This is a genomic window from Staphylococcus equorum, from assembly GCF_029024965.1.
In the GTDB taxonomy this organism is placed as follows: domain Bacteria; phylum Bacillota; class Bacilli; order Staphylococcales; family Staphylococcaceae; genus Staphylococcus; species Staphylococcus equorum.
The window spans coordinates 2,677,006-2,698,219 of sequence record NZ_CP118982.1 but is presented as its reverse complement, the minus strand read 5'-3'; the positions used below and the strand labels follow the sequence as shown (position 1 = coordinate 2,698,219).

Below are 21,214 nucleotides of genomic sequence, written 5' to 3'. Positions count from 1 at the left end.
ATGATTAAACTCCAACTTTCATAAATTTTAAAAGTTATACACAAAAACAACAGGCTTAAATAAAACTAATCACAGCATGTTGATAATTATCCACAAGTTACACACAATCAGTGGATAACTATTTACTAACTATGATTTATACACAGCTGTTTAGTATATAATTCAATAAAGTAAACCCTGTATCTATCAATATTTACATGACTTATCCACACAATTATACTTTTTAACAATGACCAATGTCAAATGGCTGTGAATATGTTGTTAAAACGTAGATGACCTTGTTAATAACATATATATTATCCACAAAAATAGAAAACTTAACTGTGCATAAGTGGATAACTTAGAGGAACAAACAGTATATCAAAAATTTAGCCATTTGTGAGCTTGGGAAATAATTTATAAAGATTGTATGGAAAATGTATAAAGAAAAATGTATAAAGAAAAATGAAGGTAATGCGGTTTATTTTTTAGATAGTGATATTTCTACTATAATAGGGTGAAGTTAGGGAATTTATAATTCAACACTTCCTTATATGCAATTGAATTTGGAAGTGTTTTGATTTTGCCTATAAAATTGCAAAGACTCAAATTGATGCTTGCTTTATAAAATATATTTTGTTATATTGTAGAAGTTGCTTGAATTATGACTAGAAATTAATAACAGTTAAATCAAGACTTAAGAGCAGAAGCGTATATTAATTTATCTATTATAATAGTTAGATAACCGAATAAAGATGGAGGTGTTTTTGCATGGTAAAACGTACTTATCAACCAAATAAACGTAAACATAGTAAAGTTCATGGTTTCAGAAAACGCATGAGCACAAAAAATGGTCGTAAAGTTTTGGCGCGTCGTCGTCGTAAAGGCCGCAAAGTACTATCAGCATAAGATCACTGACTCATCAGTGGTCTTTTTTTTGGTTTTAATGAAGGAAAATGACAGGAAATTACGTTAATTTTCGTTAGTAATTTAAGAAAATTAGTGATATAGATTAAACATATATAAAACATAATACATCTAATGAAGAGATAAGTGAGTGATGGTTGGTGGAAAAAGCGTATCGAATTAAAAAAAATGGTGATTTTCAATTTATTTATAAAAAAGGGAAATCAGTCGCTAATAGACAATTTGTAGTATACACAAAACCCAACAAAAATTTAGAACATTTCCGCCTAGGAATAAGTGTTTCTAAAAAAATAGGTAATGCTGTAGTCAGAACCCGTATTAAGAGAGCTATTCGTGAAAACTTCAAGGTACACAAAGAAGACATGATACCATTAGATATTGTAGTAATAGCGAGGAAGCCAGCTAAAGATATGGATACGTTACAAATTCAAGCGAGTCTTGAACATGTATTGAAAATAGCCAAGGCTTTTAATAAGCGTATCTAAGTAGGGTAGGGGAGCGGTTAATTAGACTATCGTTAGTCTAACCTCAGACAAACCTAAGACTAACTGTGTATTTTTTCAATCAAGATGTTCGCTTTTTGATAGGAAACTCTTTACAATATTATAATGATAAAATTTAGACAATAAAGGAGGCGAGATGGATGATGGATTTAGATACAATAACGAGTATATCCACGCCAATGGGCGAAGGTGCGATAGGTATTGTACGTTTATCTGGTGCTGATGCAGTTAACGTTGCTGACAAGTTATTTAAAGGAAAACAAAAACTTGTAGACGTAACATCTCATACAATTAATTATGGTCATATTATTGACCCGGAATCAGAAGAAGTTATAGAGGAAGTAATGGTTTCTGTGCTACGTGCACCGAAGACTTTTACCCGTGAAGATATTGTTGAAATCAACTGTCACGGTGGTATTTTAACAATTAATAGAGTGCTTGAATTAACAATGAGTAATGGGGCACGTATGGCTGAGCCAGGAGAATTTACGAAACGTGCGTTCTTAAATGGACGTATTGATTTATCTCAAGCGGAAGCGGTAATGGATTTTATTCGTTCTAAAACCGATCGTGCATCAAAAGTTGCAATGAATCAAATAGAAGGCCGTTTGAGTGATATGATTAAGCGACAGCGACAATCCATTCTCGAAATCCTTGCACAAGTCGAAGTTAATATAGATTACCCAGAATATGATGACGTAGAGGACGCTACTACAGAATTTTTATTAGGTAAATCAAGTGAAATTAAAGAAGAGATTAATAAATTATTAGAAACTGGTACGCAAGGTAAGATTATGAGAGAAGGTTTGTCTACAGTAATTGTCGGTAAACCGAATGTTGGTAAATCATCAATGCTTAATAATCTAATCCAAGATAATAAAGCTATTGTTACAGAAGTGCCAGGAACGACACGAGATACATTAGAAGAATACGTTAACGTTCGAGGTGTACCACTAAGATTAGTAGACACAGCAGGTATTCGTGAAACTGAAGATATTGTAGAGCGCATAGGTGTTGAACGTTCTCGAAAAGCATTGGGCGAGGCTGACTTAATCTTATTTGTATTAAATTATAACGAAGCGCTCTCTGAAGAAGACCGTAAACTTTATGAAGTAATCAAAAATGAAGACGCGATTGTTATTGTAAATAAAATGGATTTAGATAAACAATTGGATATAGATGAAGTTAAAGCAATGGTTGGAGATATGCCGTTAATCCAAACTTCTATGTTAAAGCAAGAAGGAATAGATCAATTAGAAATACAGATTAGAGATTTATTCTTTGGTGGCGATGTTCAAAATCAAGATATGACGTATGTATCTAATTCAAGGCATATTTCATTGTTAAAAGAGGCTAGGAATACAATTCAAGATGCAATAGATGCAGCAGAATCAGATATACCAATGGATATGATTCAAATTGACTTAACGAGAACTTGGGAAATATTAGGTGAAATCATCGGAGAATCCGCAAGTGATGAATTGATAGATCAATTATTTAGTCAGTTCTGTTTAGGAAAATAATAAGGAGGAAAATAGTATGGCTCAAGAATATGATGTAATAGTAATAGGAGCCGGGCATGCTGGTATTGAAGCAGGACTTGCTTCAGCTCGACGTGGTGCAAAAACGCTGATGTTAACAATTAACTTAGATAATATCGCGTTTATGCCATGTAATCCATCAGTTGGTGGACCGGCAAAAGGAATCGTCGTGCGTGAAATAGATGCCTTAGGTGGACAAATGGCCAAAACGATTGATAAAACGCACATTCAAATGCGTATGTTAAACACGGGTAAAGGCCCAGCAGTGAGAGCATTACGTGCACAAGCAGATAAAGTATTGTATCAACAAGAAATGAAAAAAGTAATTGAAGATGAAGAAAACCTTGATATTATGCAAGGCATGGTAGATGACTTAATGATTGAAGATGATGTGATTAAAGGCGTACGTACTAATATTGGAACAGAATACTGGGCAGAGGCAGTTATTATTACAACAGGTACATTTTTACGTGGTGAAATCATCTTAGGAAACATGAAATATTCAAGTGGCCCTAACCACCAATTACCATCTATTTCATTAGCTGATAATTTAAGAAACCTTGGCTTCGAAGTTGTTAGATTTAAGACAGGTACACCACCTCGTGTAAATGCGAAAACAATTGATTATTCTAAAACTGAAATCCAACCAGGTGACGATGTAGGTAGAGCGTTTAGTTTTGAAACTACTGAATACATCTTAGATCAATTACCATGTTGGTTAACATATACAAATGCTGATACACACCAAGTGATTGATGATAATTTACATCTATCAGCAATGTATTCAGGAATGATTAAAGGTACAGGTCCAAGATATTGTCCATCAATTGAAGATAAATTTGTGCGTTTCAACGATAAACCACGTCACCAATTATTCTTAGAACCAGAAGGACGTAATACGAATGAAGTTTACGTACAAGGATTATCTACAAGTCTTCCAGAACATGTACAAAGACAAATGGTAGAAACAATCCCTGGTCTAGAAAAAGCAGACATGATGCGTGCAGGATATGCAATTGAATACGATGCACTCGTACCTACACAATTATGGCCAACACTTGAAACTAAAAAAATCAAAAACTTGTACACTGCTGGTCAAATCAACGGTACATCAGGTTATGAAGAAGCGGCTGGACAAGGTATTATGGCTGGTATTAATGCAGCAGCTAGAGTACAAAATAAAGATGAAGTTGTATTAAGCCGTTCTGACGCATATATCGGTGTATTAATTGATGATCTTGTTACGAAAGGTACAAATGAACCTTACCGTTTATTAACTTCTCGTGCAGAGTACCGTCTATTAATAAGACATGATAACGCAGATTTACGTCTAACTGATTTAGGTCATGAATTAGGAATGATTTCTGAAGAGCGTTATGCACGTTTTAATGCAAAACGAGACATGATAAAATCAGAACAAGAACGTTTAGCTAGCATCCGAGTGAAACCACATGATCGCGTTCAAGAAATTATTGAAGCACAAGGTGGTTCTCGCTTGAAAGATGGTATTTTAGCATTAGAATTGTTACGTCGTCCTGAAATGACTTACGACCTAATTCTTGAAATTCTGGATGAATCACATGTACTTCCATCTGATGTTGAAGAACAAGTAGAAATTCAAACGAAATACGAAGGCTACATCAACAAGTCGTTACAACAAGTTGAAAAAGTAAAACGTATGGAAGAGAAAAAAATTCCAGAAGACTTAGATTACAGTGTGGTAGATAGTTTAGCGACTGAAGCGCGTGAAAAATTAACAGAAGTTAAGCCATTAAACATTGCGCAAGCTTCTCGTATATCTGGTGTGAATCCAGCTGATATCTCAATTTTACTTGTTTTTCTTGAACAAGGAAAAATCCAAAGGGTGAAAAATTAAGATGAGTGTAGAATGGTTAACTAAGCAACTCAGTACACAAGGAATAGAACTTTCTGAAGAACAACAACGACAATTTCAAACGTATTATCAAATGCTTGTTGAATGGAATAAAAAAATAAATTTAACAAGTATCACTGAAGAACATGAAGTGTATTTGAAACATTTTTATGATTCAATTGCGCCAAGTTTTTATACGGATTTGACTAAAGAATTAACAATCTGTGATATAGGTGCTGGTGCTGGTTTCCCAAGCATTCCTTTGAAAATTATTTATCCGAATTTAAAAGTTACAATTGTAGATTCGTTAAATAAACGTATAAAATTTTTGAATCAATTAGCGGAAGCGCTAGACCTTGAAAACGTAAATTTCGTGCATGATCGTGCCGAAACGTTTGGCAAAGGAGTCTACAGGGAGTCTTATGATATTGTAACTGCACGTGCTGTTGCTAGACTTTCAGTATTAAGTGAATTGTGTCTGCCTTTAGTTAAGAAAGGCGGTCAATTCATCGCTTTAAAATCTTCTAAAGGTGAAGAAGAATTAGAAGAAGCACGTTTCGGTTTAGGTATCTTGGGTGGTAAAGTTCGAGAAACAATTTCATATGAATTGCCAGAAGAAGCAGGCGAGAGACAAATGATCCTTATAGACAAGAGAAGTCAGACACCTAAGAAGTATCCTAGAAAACCAGGAACACCGAATAAGTCTCCATTGCTTAACAAGTAAATGCAAATCAATACAATTAATTTAGAGGGAGCGCATGGAAAATGAAGAAACCTTTTTCTAAATTATTTGGTTTAAAGAACAAAGATGACATTGTTGGTTATATTGAAGAAGATCATAATAATAGCGTCGAATCTATTCATATCGAACGTATTGTGCCAAACCGTTATCAACCAAGACAAGTATTTGAGCCAAATAAGATAAAAGAACTCGCAGAATCAATAGAAGAACATGGTTTGTTACAGCCTATCGTCGTACGTCCAATAGAAGAAGATATGTTTGAAATTATTGCTGGTGAACGTAGATTTAGAGCGTTTCAATCACTTGGTAAAACACACGCAGAAGTCATTATTAGATATTTAGATGATGAAGAGACTGCAGTGGTTGCACTTATTGAAAATATTCAACGTGAAAACCTATCTGTCGTTGAAGAAGCGGAAGCATATAAAAAGTTATTGGAAATCGGGGATACCACACAGAGTGAATTAGCTAAAAGTGTTGGTAAAAGTCAAAGTTTCATAGCTAATAAACTGCGTTTATTAAAATTAGCACCTAAAGTCATCGAACGTTTACGTGAAGGTAAGATTACTGAACGTCACGCTCGTGCAATGTTAAGTTTGTCAGAAGAAAATCAAGAAATAATGGTTGAAACTGTTATTAGCCAGAAGCTAAATGTAAAACAAACAGAAGCACGAGTGAAACAAAAAGTTGGCCCTGAAAAGGTGACGGCTCAAACATTTGGATTTGAAAAAGACTTAACTGACGCACGTGATGCAGTTGGTAAAAGTCTTGAAAGTATTGAAAAAAGCGGTATTAAGTATGAACATCAAGCTAAAGATCATGACGACTATTATGAAATAAAGATTAAATTATACAAACGTTAATATAACCAAAATAAAACAATCTGGGAAATAGATCCTAGATTAAATCACTGACTGTTAGAATCCTAGTTGGAAATCTAACAGTCTTTTTTATGTTTAAATTTTATTAAGTTAATATAAAAATTCCATTGTAATATTGTGATAAATCAGAAACTGTGATTAAATTAAGAAAACGCTTACACATTATCTAAAGGGGGGGATGATAATATGATCACGTTTATCGTATCTATTATTTTATTAGTTATAGGTTATTTCACTTATGGTAAATACATCGATAAGATGTTTGGCACAAAAGTAGAACGACCGACGCCAGCATTTCATCAAAGGGACGATGTCGATTACTTACCGATGAAGACATCATCTAATTCACTGATTCAGTTATTAAACATCGCTGGTGTTGGTCCTATTTTCGGACCAATTATGGGAGCACTTTATGGGCCTGTCGCATTTATTTGGATTGTTGTGGGTTGTATTTTTGCAGGGGCGGTTCACGACTATTTAACTGGGATGATTTCAATCAGAAATAAAGGCGCTCATTTACCTGAGCTTGCTGGTAAGTTTTTAGGAAAAGTGATGAAACACTTTGTTAATATTTTTTCTATTTTATTATTACTTTTAACAGGGACAGTATTTGTTACAAGCCCGGCATTATTATTACATAATTTATTAGACGGACGTATTGCATTAGGTATCATTATTTTTGTTATCTTTATTTATTACGTTCTTTCTACAATTTTACCTATTGATAAAATTATTGGTCGTATTTATCCAATATTTGGGGCATTATTATTAATCAGTGCGGTTGGTATAGGGTTCCGTCTTATTCAAACGGGCGCACCGATTCCAGAAATTAATTTAAAAAACATGCATCCTGATGGGGCGTCTATTTTCCCATTATTATTCTTCACGATTACTTGTGGGGCATTATCTGGTTTCCATGCGACTCAAACACCAATTATTTCTAGAACAACGAAAAAAGAAAATAATGGTCGTTTTATCTTTTACGGCATGATGATTGCTGAAGGGATTATCGCTATGATTTGGGCAGCAGCAGGCATGAGTCTATTTAATGGTTACAATGGACTTAGTGATGTATTAGCCCGTGGTGAGGCAGCATTAGTGGTAAGTGAAGCTTCTCATCTATTATTAGGTTCTGTATTTGGAACAATGGCAGTGTTAGGCGTAATCATCTTACCGATTACAAGTGGGGACACATCTTTCCGTAGTGCTAGAATGATTATTGCGGATTATTTAAATTATGGTCAACGTAGTGTTGTCAAAAGAATTATCGTAGCTGCACCATTATTTGTAATTAGTTTCGGTTTGACTCAAGTAGATTTCACAGTACTTTGGCGTTATTTCTCTTGGGCTAACCAAACAACTGCCACTGTTGCGTTATGGGTCGGGGCTATGTATCTACTCATGGCTAAAAAGAATTTCTGGGTTGCAGCAATACCAGCCGTGTTCATGACATGGAATATATTTACGTATATTCTTAGTCAGCCAATTGGTTTAGGATTAGATCTTACATTAAGCTATGTGTTAGCGTTTGGCCTGACGATACTATGGATTCTGTACTTTGGTTATCAATATAAGAAAATCACTGCAGGTGAAGAATTTGAATTAGATCACCAAATTCAATATCAGCAACAAACAACTTAAGTTTTTATATTGGCAGTATTTGGATGATAGTTAGTTAGTCTTTAGGGAGCGGAATACGGAATCAGATTTTGATTTCTATCTCGCTCCCTTTGTGATGTCTAAAGGTAGTCTTAAAAACATTGATATCATAGGTGTAAAAGCATTTTGACAATTGAAAAGGTGCATATGTCAAAGAACTTTGGTAGTCTAATAATGATTTCCATATTAATCTCAAGTCAAAGGAGCATGACAATGAATTTAGGTTCTCAAATTAAGTATTTCAGACAGCGTGATTATTTATCTCAAGAAGATTTAGCAGAGAAATTATATGTTTCACGACAAACAATTTCTAATTGGGAGAATGATAAGAGTTATCCAGATGTTCATAATTTACTTATGCTTAGTTCATTGTTTGATGTTTCTTTAGACGATTTAGTCAAAGGAGACGTGGAGATTATGGAACAGAAATTAAAGCAAACGAACTTTAACTTGTGGTCACATTTAATGGTGTGGCCGATGTTATTAGCAGCGATTTTATTTGGTCCAGCAATTTATTATTGGGGAACGATTGGCATAGTCATTGAGGTTGTGCTATTTATTATTGCGATGTACGCTTCTATCAAAATAGATTTAATTAAGAAGTCTAATAATATGCAAACTTACGATCGAATCGTAGCTTTTATGAAGGGTGAAGATCCTAATGAGGTTAATACTACAAAACTAAGAAATACCCTAACATTTATATATACCTTCGTATTAACCGTAGGCGGTTTTTTAATCATTATGTTATTAAGTATGTATTTTTTTAAATAAAAAATATAGTAAAAGCATCTTTCAAATTTTGAGAGATGCTTTTTTATGTAAACGGGACTGAATGAACTTTTTAGTGTTTTTATAACTTCCATTAAGAATTATCGCAATAAAGATTTGAATGACCAGTTTAGTAGTAATCAACTCCCTACAATTTAATAAATATATTTGTAGATTATGTACATAATGAAATACCTTAAAAATCAAGATACATGCATGCTTATCGGTATTCATTTCAAAAAAGTATCATTAATATCAAGGGAATTTTTACATTTAAATTGCATTTGATTTAAAAGAGTAAAAAACTACCTTAATTTAAGAAAGCGTTTACAAATAATAAATAAGGTGATATATTAACGTTAATTTGGTTAGTTAAATTAACAAACCAACTAAAATAAGGGGGAATTGCTAAAAGTTAACGCGTAAAAATAACTATACATATTACTGGTTTGGACATTCTAATTTATGAATAGTTGTTTTGTTAATCATCTATGAGCAGACATACATTAAAAATTAATGGGGTGGGGTTATGTCCGATAGTTATGATTCTAAACAAAGTGATAAGAATGAACGATTAGGAATGCCAGAAAAACTTACTTTTGGTATCGGGGATTTTGGAGCAAATTATAGTTGGACCTTTATTGCATCTTTTATAATAATTTATATGACTGATGTAGTGGGAATTGCTGGTGCTGTTATCGGTACTATCATTCTAATTTGTCGATTTGCAGATGGTTTTTCGGATTTGTTTATGGGAAGTATTATTGACAATACAAATACAAAGATGGGCAAGGCCAAGCCATGGGTATTTTGGACTGCTCCTATATTAGGTATTTTAACAATTTTATTATTTAACGTGCCACAATCACTTGGAGATACTGGAAAAATCACTTATATATTCGTAGTATACTCCTTGATATCAGTCGTTTTTTACACTGCTAATAACGTTGCGTATTCTTCACTTGTGTCGTTTATGACAAAGAATGAAACTGACCGTGTTTCATTGGGAAGTATTCGTTTTATTTTTGCTAACTTAAGTGTGTTGTGTATTACGACATTTACCACATTTTTAGTTAATGGATTTGGTGGTGGTCAACAAGGTTGGACGGTTACATCTATTATTTACGGGGCATTATGTGCTATACCATTAATGATTGCAGGATATTTTGTAACAGAAAGAAACGTTGCGACTAAGAAATATGACCACGTTGATAAAAAAGGTGTCAAAAAACAAAAAAAACGCATACCTTTTACATTAATTATAAAAACATTAATAACAGAAAAATACTTTCTTATTACTATTGTTTTATATTTACTATGGTATTTACGTCAAACAGATAATAGCATGAGAATATATTATGCTACGTATATTTTTAACGATGAAAATGTTATGGCACTTTTAAGTTTTTCTACTTTAATCCCAACAATTTTAGGTTTACTTCTTGCAGCTAAATTTTCAGAAAAGGTTGGAATTAAGAAAAGTATCATTATTGGTTTAGTAATATCAATTATTTCTTATATCATTATGAGTTTGTTCTCGGAAAACTTAACTATGTTAGTTATAGGTTTAGTTATAAATGGTATAGGAATCGTACCATTTACTGCTGCACTAAGTGGTATTGTTGCAGATATTGGCGATATTATATATTGGAAAACAGGAGTTCCAGTACAAGGCTCAGTGTTTAGTTTGGCTAGTGCTGGGATGAAAATCGGATCCGGTCTACAGTCAGCTATTGTAGGGTGGTCATTGTCTATCGGTGGTTATGTCGCAGGAGCTTCAATACAATCTGAAAGTACTATTTTTGCCATAAAATCGATGCAAATATACTTTCCGTTTTTAATGGTTACACTAATAATGATTGTCACATTCTTTTTAAATTATGAAAAATTCATAGGTAAAGTTAAGGACCAAATAAGAAATAATGAAGTGGGAGAATTGAGAAATAAACAAATATATAAATAAGCGGAGGTTATATTATGTCAAAAAAATTATATGTAGCTAAAACAGGATCAGATTTTGCTAAAGGGTCTGAGGATGAGCCATTATTAACAATTAACAAAGCGGCTTCGCTTGCGTTACCAGGGGATACTGTAATCGTTCATGAAGGCGTATATAGAGAAGAAATAAACGACATAAATTCAGGATTAAGCGAGTCTTGCAGAATTACATTTGAAAGTGCAAAAAATGAAAAAGTTACTATAAAAGGCTCTGAAGAAATAAACGATTGGCATCTTGTAGAAGGAAATATATGGAAAGTAGAAGTGCCTAATCAATTATTCAAAACATTTAATCCGTTTTCAGTGAAATTATTTGGTGATTGGCTTGAGGTTGATAATAACCAGACTTTAGGGCAAGTATATTTAAATGGTTATGCACTATTTGAAGTAAGTACTTTTGAGAGATTGAAAAATCCACAAAAAATCGAAAAAGTATTTGATCATTGGACTGAAAAAGAAGTTGATTTTGATTACGCTGATTTATCGACATTTTTATGGTATGCGGAAGTAAATGAAAATAGTACTACAATTTACGCTAATTTTCAAAACAATAATCCAAATGAAGAATTAATAGAAATAAACGTCAGAGAACATGTATTTTCGCCAAATCAAACACATACTAATTATATAACGATTCGTAATTTTGAATTAGCGCATGCTGCAACACAATGGTCTCCACCTACAGCTAAACAAACTGGTTTGATTGATACGAATTGGAGTAAAAAATGGATCGTAGAAAATAATTATATACATGATTCAATGTGTAGTGGTGTTTCAATTGGTAAAGAGATATCTACCGGACAAAACTTTAGTTCAATTAGAAAAGATAAACCTGGCTATCAATACCAAATAGAAACAGTTTTTAGTGCTGTTAACGCTGATTGGAATAAAGAAACAATAGGATCACACATTATTAGAAATAATAAAATTAGCGATTGTGGACAAAATGCTATTGTGGGACATTTAGGGTGCGCTTTTAGTGAAATATATAATAACCACATCTTTAATATTGGTAATAGAAGAGCGTTTTTCGGATATGAAATTGCCGGTATTAAACTACATGCGGCTTTAGATACACAAGTTTATAATAATTACGTTCATAACTGCTCTTTAGGTATGTGGTTTGATTGGCAAACTCAAGGAACAAGAATTAGTAAAAATATATTTAATGAAAATACAAGGGATCTTTTTGTAGAAGTGACAAGCGGACCTTATCTCGTCGATAATAATATATTAACTGCTGATTACGCTTTAGATAATCATGCACAAGGTGGTGCTTACGTTAATAATATTATTAACGGTGAAATGGTTCATAGATTGATGCTAGATAGATCAACGCCTTATCATGTGCCACATAGTACATTAGTCGCTGGATTTGCTCCAGTCTATGGAGGAGACGATAGATTCTACAATAATATATTTATAGGGAAAAATGCTGTAAATAATATTGGAACGGAACTGTATAATGGTTATACAACATCTTTAGAAGAATATAAGTATTTGGTCTCTCAAGAAGAAGGAGATCACCAAGCGTATCATAAAATAAAACAACCTGTTTTTATTAACAATAATGCTTATTTCAATAAAGCCAAACACTTTGAAAAAGAAGAAAATAATTTAATAGATGAGAACTTTAATCCTGCATTATCTTTAGAAGAAGAATCAGAAGGTTTATATCTTAACATTTCATTACCACCATCATTTTTTGAAATTAAAGGAGAAACCCAATCAAGTGATACTTTACCTAAAGTAAGACTAGTAGATGCAGACTTTGAAAGTCCGAACGAAATGCCAATCAGTATTAATACTGATTTAGTAGAAAATATGAGAACGGATACTACACTGTTAGGACCAATTGAAAGTTTACAAGCTGGTGAAAACAAAGTGTTAATTTGGAAACGTGCTGAAATTTAAGAATATCTAAAGGACTAAGTCATTATGATACAGATAAAACGCACAAGATAATTAAAGTACTCTATCTTTAATAAATGTGATACAACCACAATTTGAAGCCCCCCTAAAATCTAAATTTTAGGGGGGTTTTTCATTTATTTGAAACATTGTTAGCTCAGAGGCTGACTATTTTAATTTTGGTTTTTAAGTTCATGAAAAGACTTCTTTTAATATATTTTTGCTGGTATCATGCTTATCTTTTGTCATAAGTCTGTTAATCAATTTAGAATATTGGATGTTTTTAATGTTCTTCAATTGATTTGCTAATTGTCTTTCATCAGATGGTACTTCAGGGAAATCACCTAATTCAAATATATCAAAGTAAAAACCAACATCATTTTGATAATTTTTATCATCTTCTTGAAGTAAAAATATAGGTTTACTTAAGTGAGCGTAATCAAATATTGTCGATGAATAATCTGTAATCATTGCATCAGCTATAATATAAAGTTCTTTAATTCGTAATTTCAATTTAGTTCACTGTTATTCTTTTGTATTACAACCATTTTTTGAACCGCATGAACTGCATTTTCCTTCTTTGGATTTTTTCATAAATTTAGTTAATGTAAATATAGTGTAGCCAAAAATTGCTGAAAATATAACGATGTTAATGATAATCGACATAAAATCACATCCTTAAATAAAAAATTGGCAAACTTGGTAGAAGATGAATGTCAGTACATAGGCAGCAATTAAAGGGTAGGCTACTGCGAATATGGTCCATTTTAAAGAATAGGTTACCTTGCGAATGGTTGCTACAGTCGATAAGCAAGGGATGTACAATAGGATAAATATCATAAATGCATCATAGGCTGATAATGACGTAAATTGATCTTGAACGATGTTTACTAATCCGTCTTCATCTGAAGCGTAAATAATAGCCATCGAACTAACTATGACTTCTTTAGCTAAGAATCCTGGAATAAGTGTCGCACCTGCTTGCCAAGTTCCGAATCCTAACGGTGCAACTAAAACTGCAAAGAAACTTCCGATAGAATGTAAAAAGCTGTCGTTTACATCTACATTGAAACCACTTGCTCCTGTATAATTTAATAGCCAAATAACGACTGAACCTGCAAAGATGAATGTTCCTGCTTTTTTAACAAATCCTTTTGCTTTTTCCCAGGTACTTCTCCAAAGTGTTTTGATAGAAGGTAAACGATATGTTGGTAATTCAACGATAAATACTGAATCATCATTTTTTAATACAGTTTTAGTCAGTAAGAACTTGTTAATAATGCGATGACAATACCAAGTACATAAAGACTTAACACAATGAGCGCTTGATTTTGCTCGAAGAAAACACCAACAAATAATGCATATACAGGTAGCCTTGCAGAACATGACATAAATGGTGCAATTAAAATTGTTGTAAGACGTTCTTTCTCACTTTCAATACTACGTGCAGCCATAATACTAGGCACGTTACATCCGAAACCAATAATCATAGGAATAAAGGATTTACCGCTTAAGCCAAAGGTTTCCATAATTCTATCCATCAATATAGCTATACGTGCCATGTAGCCTGAATCTTCGAGTAAAGAAATAAAGAAGAAAAGTACGATAATTTGAGGGACGAATACTAATACACCCCCAACACCTGCGATAACTCCGTCAGTAATTAAGTCCTGTAAGAAAGCTACAACACCAAGGTTGTCCATGGCTGACTTAACTGTTTCGGTAAATGTACCACCAAGAAATTCATCAAGCTGATCAGATAATGGTGTACCAACCCATGTAAATGTAATGTGGAATATGAGCCACATTATGCCTAAGAAGATAGGGATACCTAATATTCTATGTGTTAGCAATTTATCTATACGATTAGAAAGATATTGTTGTTCTTCATCAGGATATTCAATCACACCGTCTAATAATTGAGCTATGTAGTCGCTACGTTTACGTTGTACTAATTCACGAATAGAACAGTCTAGTAAATCAGATAATGTTTCACGTAATGGGATGATTTTTTCTAACACGGTTTTATCGAGTAATTCATGAATTTTAGGATTATCTAAAAGGAATTGTATAGCGATAAATCTGAAAAGCTGTTTATCGAAAGAAGTATGTTCAGATAAATATTTTTCAATACGAGATATTGTATCTTCTAATTTATCGCCATAATTTATTTTCAAAGGTCTAGATTTTGATAATGAATGGTCTTTAAGCGAATGTAATAAATGAGTCGTGCCTTTACCACTTCTAGCTATGATAGGTAATAAAGGTAGTTTTAATTTTTTCATTAGAGCAGTTTGATTAATACGAATACCACGTTTTGTGGCTACATCTATCATATTTAAGCCGATAATAATGGGTGCACCTAATTCCATTAATTGAACTGTTAATTGTAAATTTCGTTTGAGTTGGCTTGCATCTATGATATTAATCATACCTAAGAACTCATTGTTTAATAAATAGTCGGTTACTACAGTTTCATCTTTAGAAATAGGTGATAGTTCGTATATACCAGGTAAATCTATAAGGCTACCAGCATTCTCTTTTAGACGGCCGACCTTCTTCTCAACGGTAACACCGCTCCAGTTGCTTACATATTCGTAAGTGCCAGTTAACGCATTAAATAATGAGGTCTTACCTACATTAGGATTTCCTAGGATACAATAGCTATTATTCATGTGCTTCCTCTAAAAAAATATGACATGCATCACAACCACGTATACTTAAACACTGATCATTAACTTCTAAAATACAAGGTCCTTTAAATAAACATTTTTGCTTAATTTTCACATCTGTCCCGTAATTTAAACCTAACGCATTTAAACGTTGTAACATATGCTGATTTTTGATGTTTAGCTCTTTAATTTTATAACGTTTTCCAAAGTCGCTGTCTCGATATTTAGCATAGTCATCACTCTTTCTTAATTGTAAATAATAATCGTTTTCAATTATACAACTTAGTTTTGTACTATAAAAGAGTTTTAGAGTTTAATTTTGTGGACATTTTGTTAAAAAATATTGCAATGTTCATAGATTTCAATAAACTTATAATAAAATTTATCAGAAATATATATTAACCTTGAATTTAGGGTATAGATAAGTGAGCAAAAACATTGTATATTTACACTTAAGGTATTACACTCGAATCAAACTTGAAATGAAGCGGTCCAGTTTTTTAGATATTTTGATTCGTAAATATAGTTTTTAATACATAAAAATAAAGACACCAAGACGATTTGTATTCAATCCAATCAGTAGTAATATGTAAATAGTTTATAGGCATTAAGGATTTGTAAAATGCGCATAATGTAGGAGGGATTCAAATGGTTATTCGTGAAAATAAACGTATCAAAGTCAAAAGATTAAATGAAACACGTTCTAGCGGTATTTCTGTGATGATTGAGGAAGGCGGACTGGGAGCCGATCAATATTATCAAATAGAAAAGCAAAACACGGAAACTTCAGAAGAGCATTTACACCAATTTGAAAATGAAGTTCGTGAAAAGAGTGACATTGAACTTATAGATTTATTAGTTGTAAATGCAAAAGAAAATACCAATACGGATTATAATGAAGCGTTGCAAATAATTCAAGAAGAGATACTGGACCGCATGAAATAGTGATTAAAGTCATACAATTGAATAATAAAATGAGCATATGAAGGCTATTGATAGGGAGTAATTAGAACTATATCAGTAGCCTTTTTAGTATGATAGGCTGTCTAAAGTACGTCTATAATGTTAAAAATGATGAGAAATATCAATGAGAACATAAAAAAGGAACGGGAAAACGAAATCAAAAGTTGAAATTTGATTTCGTTTTCCTATTCCCATAAGACTGAGTAGATATCAGACTGCTACTGTGTAATTGTTAGGTGGTACTTTTTTGTGCGTGCTTTCCAGCAGCTCAGCTTTAGCGTGTAGTCTTCGGCTGATGCTTTCTCCACAGGAGTCGGTCTAAATCACTAACATTTTTATAACAATGAACAAATCAATTAAAAATATAAGGCTTGCCTCCTACGAAATATAGGAGACAAACCTTTAAAATTATATACTAACCCAAAGTACAGCTTTTTAGTTCTGTACACATTTGATTTGTCTATGTTCTGTTATAGCATAATATATTTGTATTTTTGTTAACCATTTAATTCTAATGGATTAGGTCCAATTCTCTTATTTTCATTTAATGCATCAATACGTTCCATTTGATTAGCTGTTAATGAGAAATCAAAGATATTAATGTTTTCTTCTATTCTATGAGGTGTAATTGATTTAGGAATCGTTACGACACCATGTTCTATATTCCATCTAATAACAACTTGTGCTGGAGATTTTCCAATTTCTGCTGCAATCGCATTGATTGTTTCATCTGTTAAAATCTCCGCGTTCATTAGTGGAGACCATGACTCCATGTATATAGATTCAGTATCTAGGTAAGTTCTTAATTCTTGTTGTGTAAAGTAGGGATGAAATTCGACTTGATTGATGACAGGTTTAATAGAAGTTTGTGATTTTAACACTTCTAAATGCTCAATATTGAAGTTACTTACACCAATATTTTTAACTTTTCCTGATTCATATAAAGCTTCCATCCCTTTCCAAGTTTCAATCATGACAGACTCATCTGTACCCGGCCAATGAATAAGATAAAGATCTAAGTAGTCTAGACCTAAGTTATCTATAGAAGTTTGATACCCTTGTTCTACATTGTCTTTGCCAAAGCTATCAAACCAAAGTTTTGATGTAATAAACAAATCTTCTCTTCGAATATCGGCTGCAGCCATACCTTCTTGTATACCACGGCCCACCATTTCTTCATTTCCGTAAACTAATGCGGCGTCAATACTGCGATAGCCGTTAATAATTGCATGCTTCACTGCATCTTTTGCAGTGTCATCATTTTCTACTCTAAAAACACCTAAACCAAGTTGAGGCATAGTATTACCATTATGAAAATCAATATATTGCATAGTTGTTCTCCCTTTTCTGTTTTTGATTTAAAATTATTTTCAAATAATGTTTATATTAATTATATTACCGTTGATTGATTAGAAATGTAAGTACGCACTTTAAAGTAACCTAGGTATCTATTTTATGAATAATCATATTTTCAATTGATTTTTTAAATCGATGTGATTATAATATAGGTATAAAAAATATGACCATTTAGTTCACCAAGTCCTCACTATTCGCTATAATAGTGAGGGCTTTTTATGGTGTGGCTTACGCTATCGCCTATTGTTTTTCGCCACGATTACGAAGCCATTGCGTAAACATGGCAATGATGCAACCACTGATGATTGTGGCTAAGACATTTATAAAAAATATGCCCATTCAGCTCATCTCCTCTCAACGTCTAAATTGACGCCTGAGAGATAGGCGACATCCATATTATATAATAGAAAGTCGACGCTTTTATCATATGTTTGAGTTTGTCACTTTATCTTCAAATATTTCCTCAATTATACAAATTAAAACGAATATCATTCTCAATTTATTTAATTTCTTCTTAAAACAACATGTACATTGTATTAGAAAATCATTATACTTAAAAACATGTTTATTTTTAAAACAACAAGGAGTTAGACAAAATGAGTATCATTAAAAGAGTATTTCGGAAAGAAGATTTATCCCGTTATCAAAATAAAGATTCAAATTTAGAACGTACACTTCGTGTGAGAGACTTTTTAGCATTAGGTGTCGGAACGATTGTATCGACTGCTATTTTCACACTACCAGGTGTTGTTGCTGCAGATCATACAGGACCTGCTGTAACACTGTCATTTTTAGTATCAGCTATAGTAGCGGCACTCATAGCTTTCGTATATGCAGAGATGGCTTCAGTGATGCCATTTGCAGGTTCGGCTTATACTTGGATTAGTATATTATTCGGCGAGTTTTTTGGTTGGATAGTAGGGTGGGCGCTCATAGCAGAGTATATTATTGCAGTTTCTTTTGTAGCGTCAGGCTTTTCAGCCAATTTAAGAGGGCTTTTAGACCCCTTCGATATATCATTGCCAAACGCTTTATCCAATTCACTTGGAACTAACGGTGGCATAATGGATATTATTGCAGCAATTGTAATTATTATCACAGCACTCTTGTTAGCGAGAGGTGCATCAGAAACAGCACGCGTACAAAATATACTTGTTGTGTTAAAAATATTAGCGATTTTCTTATTTCTTATTGTAGGTTTATCTGTTATTAATCTTGGAAACTACATACCGTTTATTCCTGAATATAAAGAAACAGCAGCAGGTGCCTTTGGTGGTTGGCAAGGTATATACGCAGGGAGTTCAGTTATTTTCATTGCTTATATCGGTTTTGATTCTATTGCAGCCAATTCCGGAGAAGCAATTAACCCACAGAAAACAATGCCTCGAGGTATCTTAGGGTCACTACTTATTGCAGTTGGATTATTTGTTGCTGTATCACTCGTGTTAGTAGGTATGTTTGATTACTCAGCATACAAAGATAACGCAGAACCAGTAGGTTGGGCATTACGTATGAGTGGATACGGCACAGTTGCTGTTATCGTACAGGCTGTCTCAGTTATAGGTATGTTTACGGCACTTATTGGTATGATGCTTGCGGGTTCACGTTTGCTTTATTCATTTGGCCGTGATGGCATTCTTCCGGCTTGGATAGGCAAGTTAAATACCAAGAATCAACCTAACCGTTCTTTAGTCATATTAACAATTGTCGCAGTCGTTATCGGATCTGTATTTCCATTTGGATTTTTAGCGGAATTGATTTCGGCAGGTGCGCTCGTCGCATTCATGTTTGTGACAATTGGAATTTATGCATTACGCAAAAGAGAAGGTAAAGATTTACCAGAACCAGCATTTAAATTACCATTTTATCCTGTTATGCCGATATTTATTTTTATCTGTGTATTTGCAGTGTTTTGGGGATTAAGCGGACAAGCTAAATTCTATACATTGATTTGGTTTATTATTGGTATTGTATATTATTTATTTTATGCCATTAAGATGAATGGTCAGCAGAAATAGATAGCTAATTATTGGTAAATGTGTAAATACGTATTATACCTTTAGGCTTTATAAAATACATGAAAATCCCTTTCACTAGTAGCTAAAGTGAAGGGGATTTTATCAGTTTTTGATAGCATATCCTAAATTATGTTGGTGAAATAAACTGCAATACTTTCTAAGTTGTTCTGAATATATTCGTTTTATATCCACCAACTTCTAAATCGACTGAGAACATGTGGCCTGCCATGGGTTCTTGGTATTTTTCATAATCATTTAATGGTGCCAATGCCGTAGTCATAAATAAAGTTTTTAAATTTTCTCCACCGAATGCACAAGATGTAACGGTAGAAGTTGGTAAAGTAATACTGTCTATCCATTTTTTCTGGAAAGGGTCAATTTTTGCTACTACGCCGCCTTTGAATAAAGCAACATACAACATGCCTTGTTGATCAATTGTCATGCCGTCGGGTAAGCCATCTGATTCTTTAAAAGTATAAACAGTCTCTTCATTTGAAATTTGACCGGTTTTCGAATCATAATTAAATTGACTCACGGATTGGTTAGCAGAATCGATATAATACATAATATTTCGAACAGGGTCCCAATCAAGCCCATTAGAAAGTGTTACTTTCTCTTTTGCTGTTTCAATATTAGAAAAATCCTTTTCTACGCGATAAAGCCTAGCGATTTGTCCATGAAATTCAGTTTGAGTGCTATCTTGGCTTTCTTTAAACAATCTAAAATCATCATTAACTGTACCTGCCCAAAGTCTACCTAGAGGGTCACACTTAGCATCGTTTAAAAGTATTTTGTTATTTAAATCCATTGGTTTGAAAATCTCTTTTAACGTTTCTTCTTCTAAATTATACAGATAAAATCCATCTTTCATAATCACTATAAGTTCATTTTGTGAGTATTTTGCAAGTGACATTGGAGATTTTTCGAGTTGGTAAAAAGTATATTGATTAGTTTGAGGATAATATGCGCGAATTTTATTCTCTACATTATCTATCCAAAATAAACTTTGATTTTCATCGTCCCATAAAGGACCTTCTGCAAAAGTTGATTGTACACTTTCTTGTAGTAATTTGGCTTGCATGATGTTCCTCCTAATTTTTTCTACAAAAGTGTCTTATAGGAAAAGCATCTTATAGTAAACAGATTGTTGATAAATGAAATTACCTAAAAGGTTTCTAATCTCATACTATCAATATTTAATCTTGAATTACCAATATTGCTAAGTAGCACATAGCAAAGTTGTTTATAATTTAATTAATAAAGGTAAAGAAAGCATAGTTAAGCGTACTTTGATTTTCTAAAAGGTGGATTGTGAATTTATATGACCAATAAAGACAAAAAAAGAAAATTTGATAAAGAAGATAAATTTAGTATTATGACTATTATTCTAGATATATTACTTTCAATAATTAGAGGCTTA

The 21,214-nt window shown here is 32.9% G+C and carries 18 protein-coding genes and 1 pseudogene; 12 read left to right on the top strand and 7 right to left on the bottom strand.

Annotated elements, in window-relative coordinates:
* Nucleotides 1-750 precede the first annotated feature (750 nt).
* The 10 genes from rpmH (at nucleotide 751) to PYW44_RS13070 (ending at nucleotide 12,788) form a co-directional block, all read left to right on the top strand.
* Nucleotides 751-888 (top strand): 50S ribosomal protein L34, encoded by a 138-nt coding sequence (gene rpmH, locus PYW44_RS13115; RefSeq protein ID WP_000240855.1) that lies wholly within the window; start codon nucleotides 751-753, stop codon nucleotides 886-888.
* A gap of 158 nt (nucleotides 889-1,046) precedes the next feature.
* Nucleotides 1,047-1,391 carry a ribonuclease P protein component gene (gene rnpA / locus PYW44_RS13110; protein ID WP_002506213.1) on the top strand — a complete coding sequence of 115 codons (345 nt, stop codon included), beginning with the start codon at nucleotides 1,047-1,049 and terminating at the stop codon, nucleotides 1,389-1,391.
* A 161-nt stretch (nucleotides 1,392-1,552) separates the two neighbouring features.
* Nucleotides 1,553-2,932 (top strand): tRNA uridine-5-carboxymethylaminomethyl(34) synthesis GTPase MnmE, encoded by a 1,380-nt coding sequence (gene mnmE, locus PYW44_RS13105; protein WP_031266010.1) that lies wholly within the window; start codon nucleotides 1,553-1,555, stop codon nucleotides 2,930-2,932.
* A gap of 16 nt (nucleotides 2,933-2,948) precedes the next feature.
* The gene (gene mnmG, locus PYW44_RS13100) at nucleotides 2,949-4,826 is read left to right on the top strand and encodes a tRNA uridine-5-carboxymethylaminomethyl(34) synthesis enzyme MnmG (RefSeq protein ID WP_002506211.1); all 1,878 of its coding nucleotides are present in this window, start codon (nucleotides 2,949-2,951) and stop codon (nucleotides 4,824-4,826) included.
* Between the two features lies 1 nt (nucleotide 4,827).
* The gene (gene rsmG / locus PYW44_RS13095; protein ID WP_064783315.1) at nucleotides 4,828-5,547 is read left to right on the top strand and encodes a 16S rRNA (guanine(527)-N(7))-methyltransferase RsmG; all 720 of its coding nucleotides are present in this window, start codon (nucleotides 4,828-4,830) and stop codon (nucleotides 5,545-5,547) included.
* Between the two features lie 41 nt (nucleotides 5,548-5,588).
* Entirely contained in the window at nucleotides 5,589-6,428 is an 840-nt protein-coding gene (locus tag PYW44_RS13090; protein WP_064783314.1) for a ParB/RepB/Spo0J family partition protein, read from the top strand.
* 204 nt (nucleotides 6,429-6,632) lie between these two features.
* On the top strand, nucleotides 6,633-8,087 hold the full coding sequence (locus PYW44_RS13085; protein WP_002506208.1) for a carbon starvation CstA family protein: 1,455 nt from the start codon (nucleotides 6,633-6,635) through the stop codon (nucleotides 8,085-8,087).
* Between the two features lie 231 nt (nucleotides 8,088-8,318).
* Nucleotides 8,319-8,879 (top strand): helix-turn-helix domain-containing protein, encoded by a 561-nt coding sequence (locus tag PYW44_RS13080; RefSeq protein WP_115075882.1) that lies wholly within the window; start codon nucleotides 8,319-8,321, stop codon nucleotides 8,877-8,879.
* A gap of 526 nt (nucleotides 8,880-9,405) precedes the next feature.
* Entirely contained in the window at nucleotides 9,406-10,839 is a 1,434-nt protein-coding gene (locus PYW44_RS13075) for an MFS transporter (protein WP_002511875.1), read from the top strand.
* A gap of 14 nt (nucleotides 10,840-10,853) precedes the next feature.
* Complete coding sequence (locus PYW44_RS13070) at nucleotides 10,854-12,788, top strand: right-handed parallel beta-helix repeat-containing protein (protein ID WP_021339318.1); 1,935 nt, start codon at nucleotides 10,854-10,856, stop codon at nucleotides 12,786-12,788.
* 189 nt (nucleotides 12,789-12,977) lie between these two features.
* Here the strand turns inward: PYW44_RS13070 and PYW44_RS13065 are convergent, their stop codons facing one another.
* The 4 genes and pseudogenes from PYW44_RS13065 to PYW44_RS13050 form a co-directional block, all read right to left on the bottom strand.
* Complete coding sequence (locus PYW44_RS13065) at nucleotides 12,978-13,298, bottom strand: CDP-glycerol glycerophosphotransferase family protein (protein WP_021339317.1); 321 nt, start codon at nucleotides 13,296-13,298, stop codon at nucleotides 12,978-12,980.
* Nucleotides 13,299-13,310: 12 nt separating this feature from the next.
* Complete coding sequence (locus PYW44_RS13060; RefSeq protein ID WP_002506203.1) at nucleotides 13,311-13,451, bottom strand: FeoB-associated Cys-rich membrane protein; 141 nt, start codon at nucleotides 13,449-13,451, stop codon at nucleotides 13,311-13,313.
* A gap of 12 nt (nucleotides 13,452-13,463) precedes the next feature.
* Nucleotides 13,464-15,460 (bottom strand): annotated as a pseudogene (feoB, locus tag PYW44_RS13055) (ferrous iron transport protein B).
* Complete coding sequence (locus PYW44_RS13050; RefSeq protein WP_472548845.1) at nucleotides 15,453-15,647, bottom strand: FeoA family protein; 195 nt, start codon at nucleotides 15,645-15,647, stop codon at nucleotides 15,453-15,455. The pseudogene feoB and the gene PYW44_RS13050 overlap by 8 nt, the downstream one beginning before the upstream one ends.
* A 458-nt stretch (nucleotides 15,648-16,105) precedes the next feature.
* Here PYW44_RS13050 and PYW44_RS13045 point away from each other — a divergent pair, with 458 nt between their 5' ends.
* Nucleotides 16,106-16,402, top strand: coding sequence for a hypothetical protein (locus tag PYW44_RS13045; RefSeq protein WP_002506200.1), 297 nt, complete (start codon nucleotides 16,106-16,108; stop codon nucleotides 16,400-16,402).
* Nucleotides 16,403-16,917: 515 nt separating this feature from the next.
* Here the strand turns inward: PYW44_RS13045 and PYW44_RS13040 are convergent.
* Both PYW44_RS13040 and PYW44_RS13035 read right to left on the bottom strand, forming a co-directional pair.
* A complete protein-coding gene (locus PYW44_RS13040; protein ID WP_002506199.1) occupies nucleotides 16,918-17,751 on the bottom strand; it encodes an aldo/keto reductase in 834 nt (277 codons plus the stop codon).
* A gap of 265 nt (nucleotides 17,752-18,016) precedes the next feature.
* Nucleotides 18,017-18,115: a type I toxin-antitoxin system Fst family toxin gene (locus PYW44_RS13035; RefSeq protein WP_021339314.1), complete on the bottom strand. Its 99-nt coding sequence runs from the start codon at nucleotides 18,113-18,115 to the stop codon at nucleotides 18,017-18,019.
* Nucleotides 18,116-18,372: 257 nt separating this feature from the next.
* Between PYW44_RS13035 and PYW44_RS13030 the strand changes: the two genes are divergently transcribed.
* On the top strand, nucleotides 18,373-19,794 hold the full coding sequence (locus tag PYW44_RS13030) for an APC family permease (protein WP_021339313.1): 1,422 nt from the start codon (nucleotides 18,373-18,375) through the stop codon (nucleotides 19,792-19,794).
* Nucleotides 19,795-19,951: 157 nt separating this feature from the next.
* Here PYW44_RS13030 and PYW44_RS13025 read toward each other — a convergent pair whose 3' ends face one another.
* A complete protein-coding gene (locus tag PYW44_RS13025) occupies nucleotides 19,952-20,875 on the bottom strand; it encodes an SMP-30/gluconolactonase/LRE family protein (RefSeq protein WP_002506197.1) in 924 nt (307 codons plus the stop codon).
* Nucleotides 20,876-21,214: the final 339 nt, after the last annotated feature.

What these genes read in the sequence shown, in the direction of transcription:
- rpmH (WP_000240855.1), top strand. Translation starts at nt 751, where the DNA reads ATGGTAAAACGTACTTATCAACCAAATAAACGTAAACATAGTAAAGTT.
- rsmG (WP_064783315.1), top strand. Translation starts at nt 4,828, where the DNA reads ATGAGTGTAGAATGGTTAACTAAGCAACTCAGTACACAAGGAATAGAA.
- PYW44_RS13040 (WP_002506199.1), bottom strand. Translation starts at nt 17,751, where the DNA reads ATGCAATATATTGATTTTCATAATGGTAATACTATGCCTCAACTTGGT.
- PYW44_RS13080 (WP_115075882.1), top strand. Translation starts at nt 8,319, where the DNA reads ATGAATTTAGGTTCTCAAATTAAGTATTTCAGACAGCGTGATTATTTA.
- PYW44_RS13090 (WP_064783314.1), top strand. Translation starts at nt 5,589, where the DNA reads ATGAAGAAACCTTTTTCTAAATTATTTGGTTTAAAGAACAAAGATGAC.
- PYW44_RS13035 (WP_021339314.1), bottom strand. Translation starts at nt 18,115, where the DNA reads ATGGGCATATTTTTTATAAATGTCTTAGCCACAATCATCAGTGGTTGC.
- PYW44_RS13030 (WP_021339313.1), top strand. Translation starts at nt 18,373, where the DNA reads ATGAGTATCATTAAAAGAGTATTTCGGAAAGAAGATTTATCCCGTTAT.
- PYW44_RS13075 (WP_002511875.1), top strand. Translation starts at nt 9,406, where the DNA reads ATGTCCGATAGTTATGATTCTAAACAAAGTGATAAGAATGAACGATTA.
- PYW44_RS13025 (WP_002506197.1), bottom strand. Translation starts at nt 20,875, where the DNA reads ATGCAAGCCAAATTACTACAAGAAAGTGTACAATCAACTTTTGCAGAA.
- mnmE (WP_031266010.1), top strand. Translation starts at nt 1,553, where the DNA reads ATGGATTTAGATACAATAACGAGTATATCCACGCCAATGGGCGAAGGT.
- PYW44_RS13070 (WP_021339318.1), top strand. Translation starts at nt 10,854, where the DNA reads ATGTCAAAAAAATTATATGTAGCTAAAACAGGATCAGATTTTGCTAAA.
- PYW44_RS13085 (WP_002506208.1), top strand. Translation starts at nt 6,633, where the DNA reads ATGATCACGTTTATCGTATCTATTATTTTATTAGTTATAGGTTATTTC.
- PYW44_RS13045 (WP_002506200.1), top strand. Translation starts at nt 16,106, where the DNA reads ATGGTTATTCGTGAAAATAAACGTATCAAAGTCAAAAGATTAAATGAA.
- mnmG (WP_002506211.1), top strand. Translation starts at nt 2,949, where the DNA reads ATGGCTCAAGAATATGATGTAATAGTAATAGGAGCCGGGCATGCTGGT.
- PYW44_RS13060 (WP_002506203.1), bottom strand. Translation starts at nt 13,451, where the DNA reads ATGTCGATTATCATTAACATCGTTATATTTTCAGCAATTTTTGGCTAC.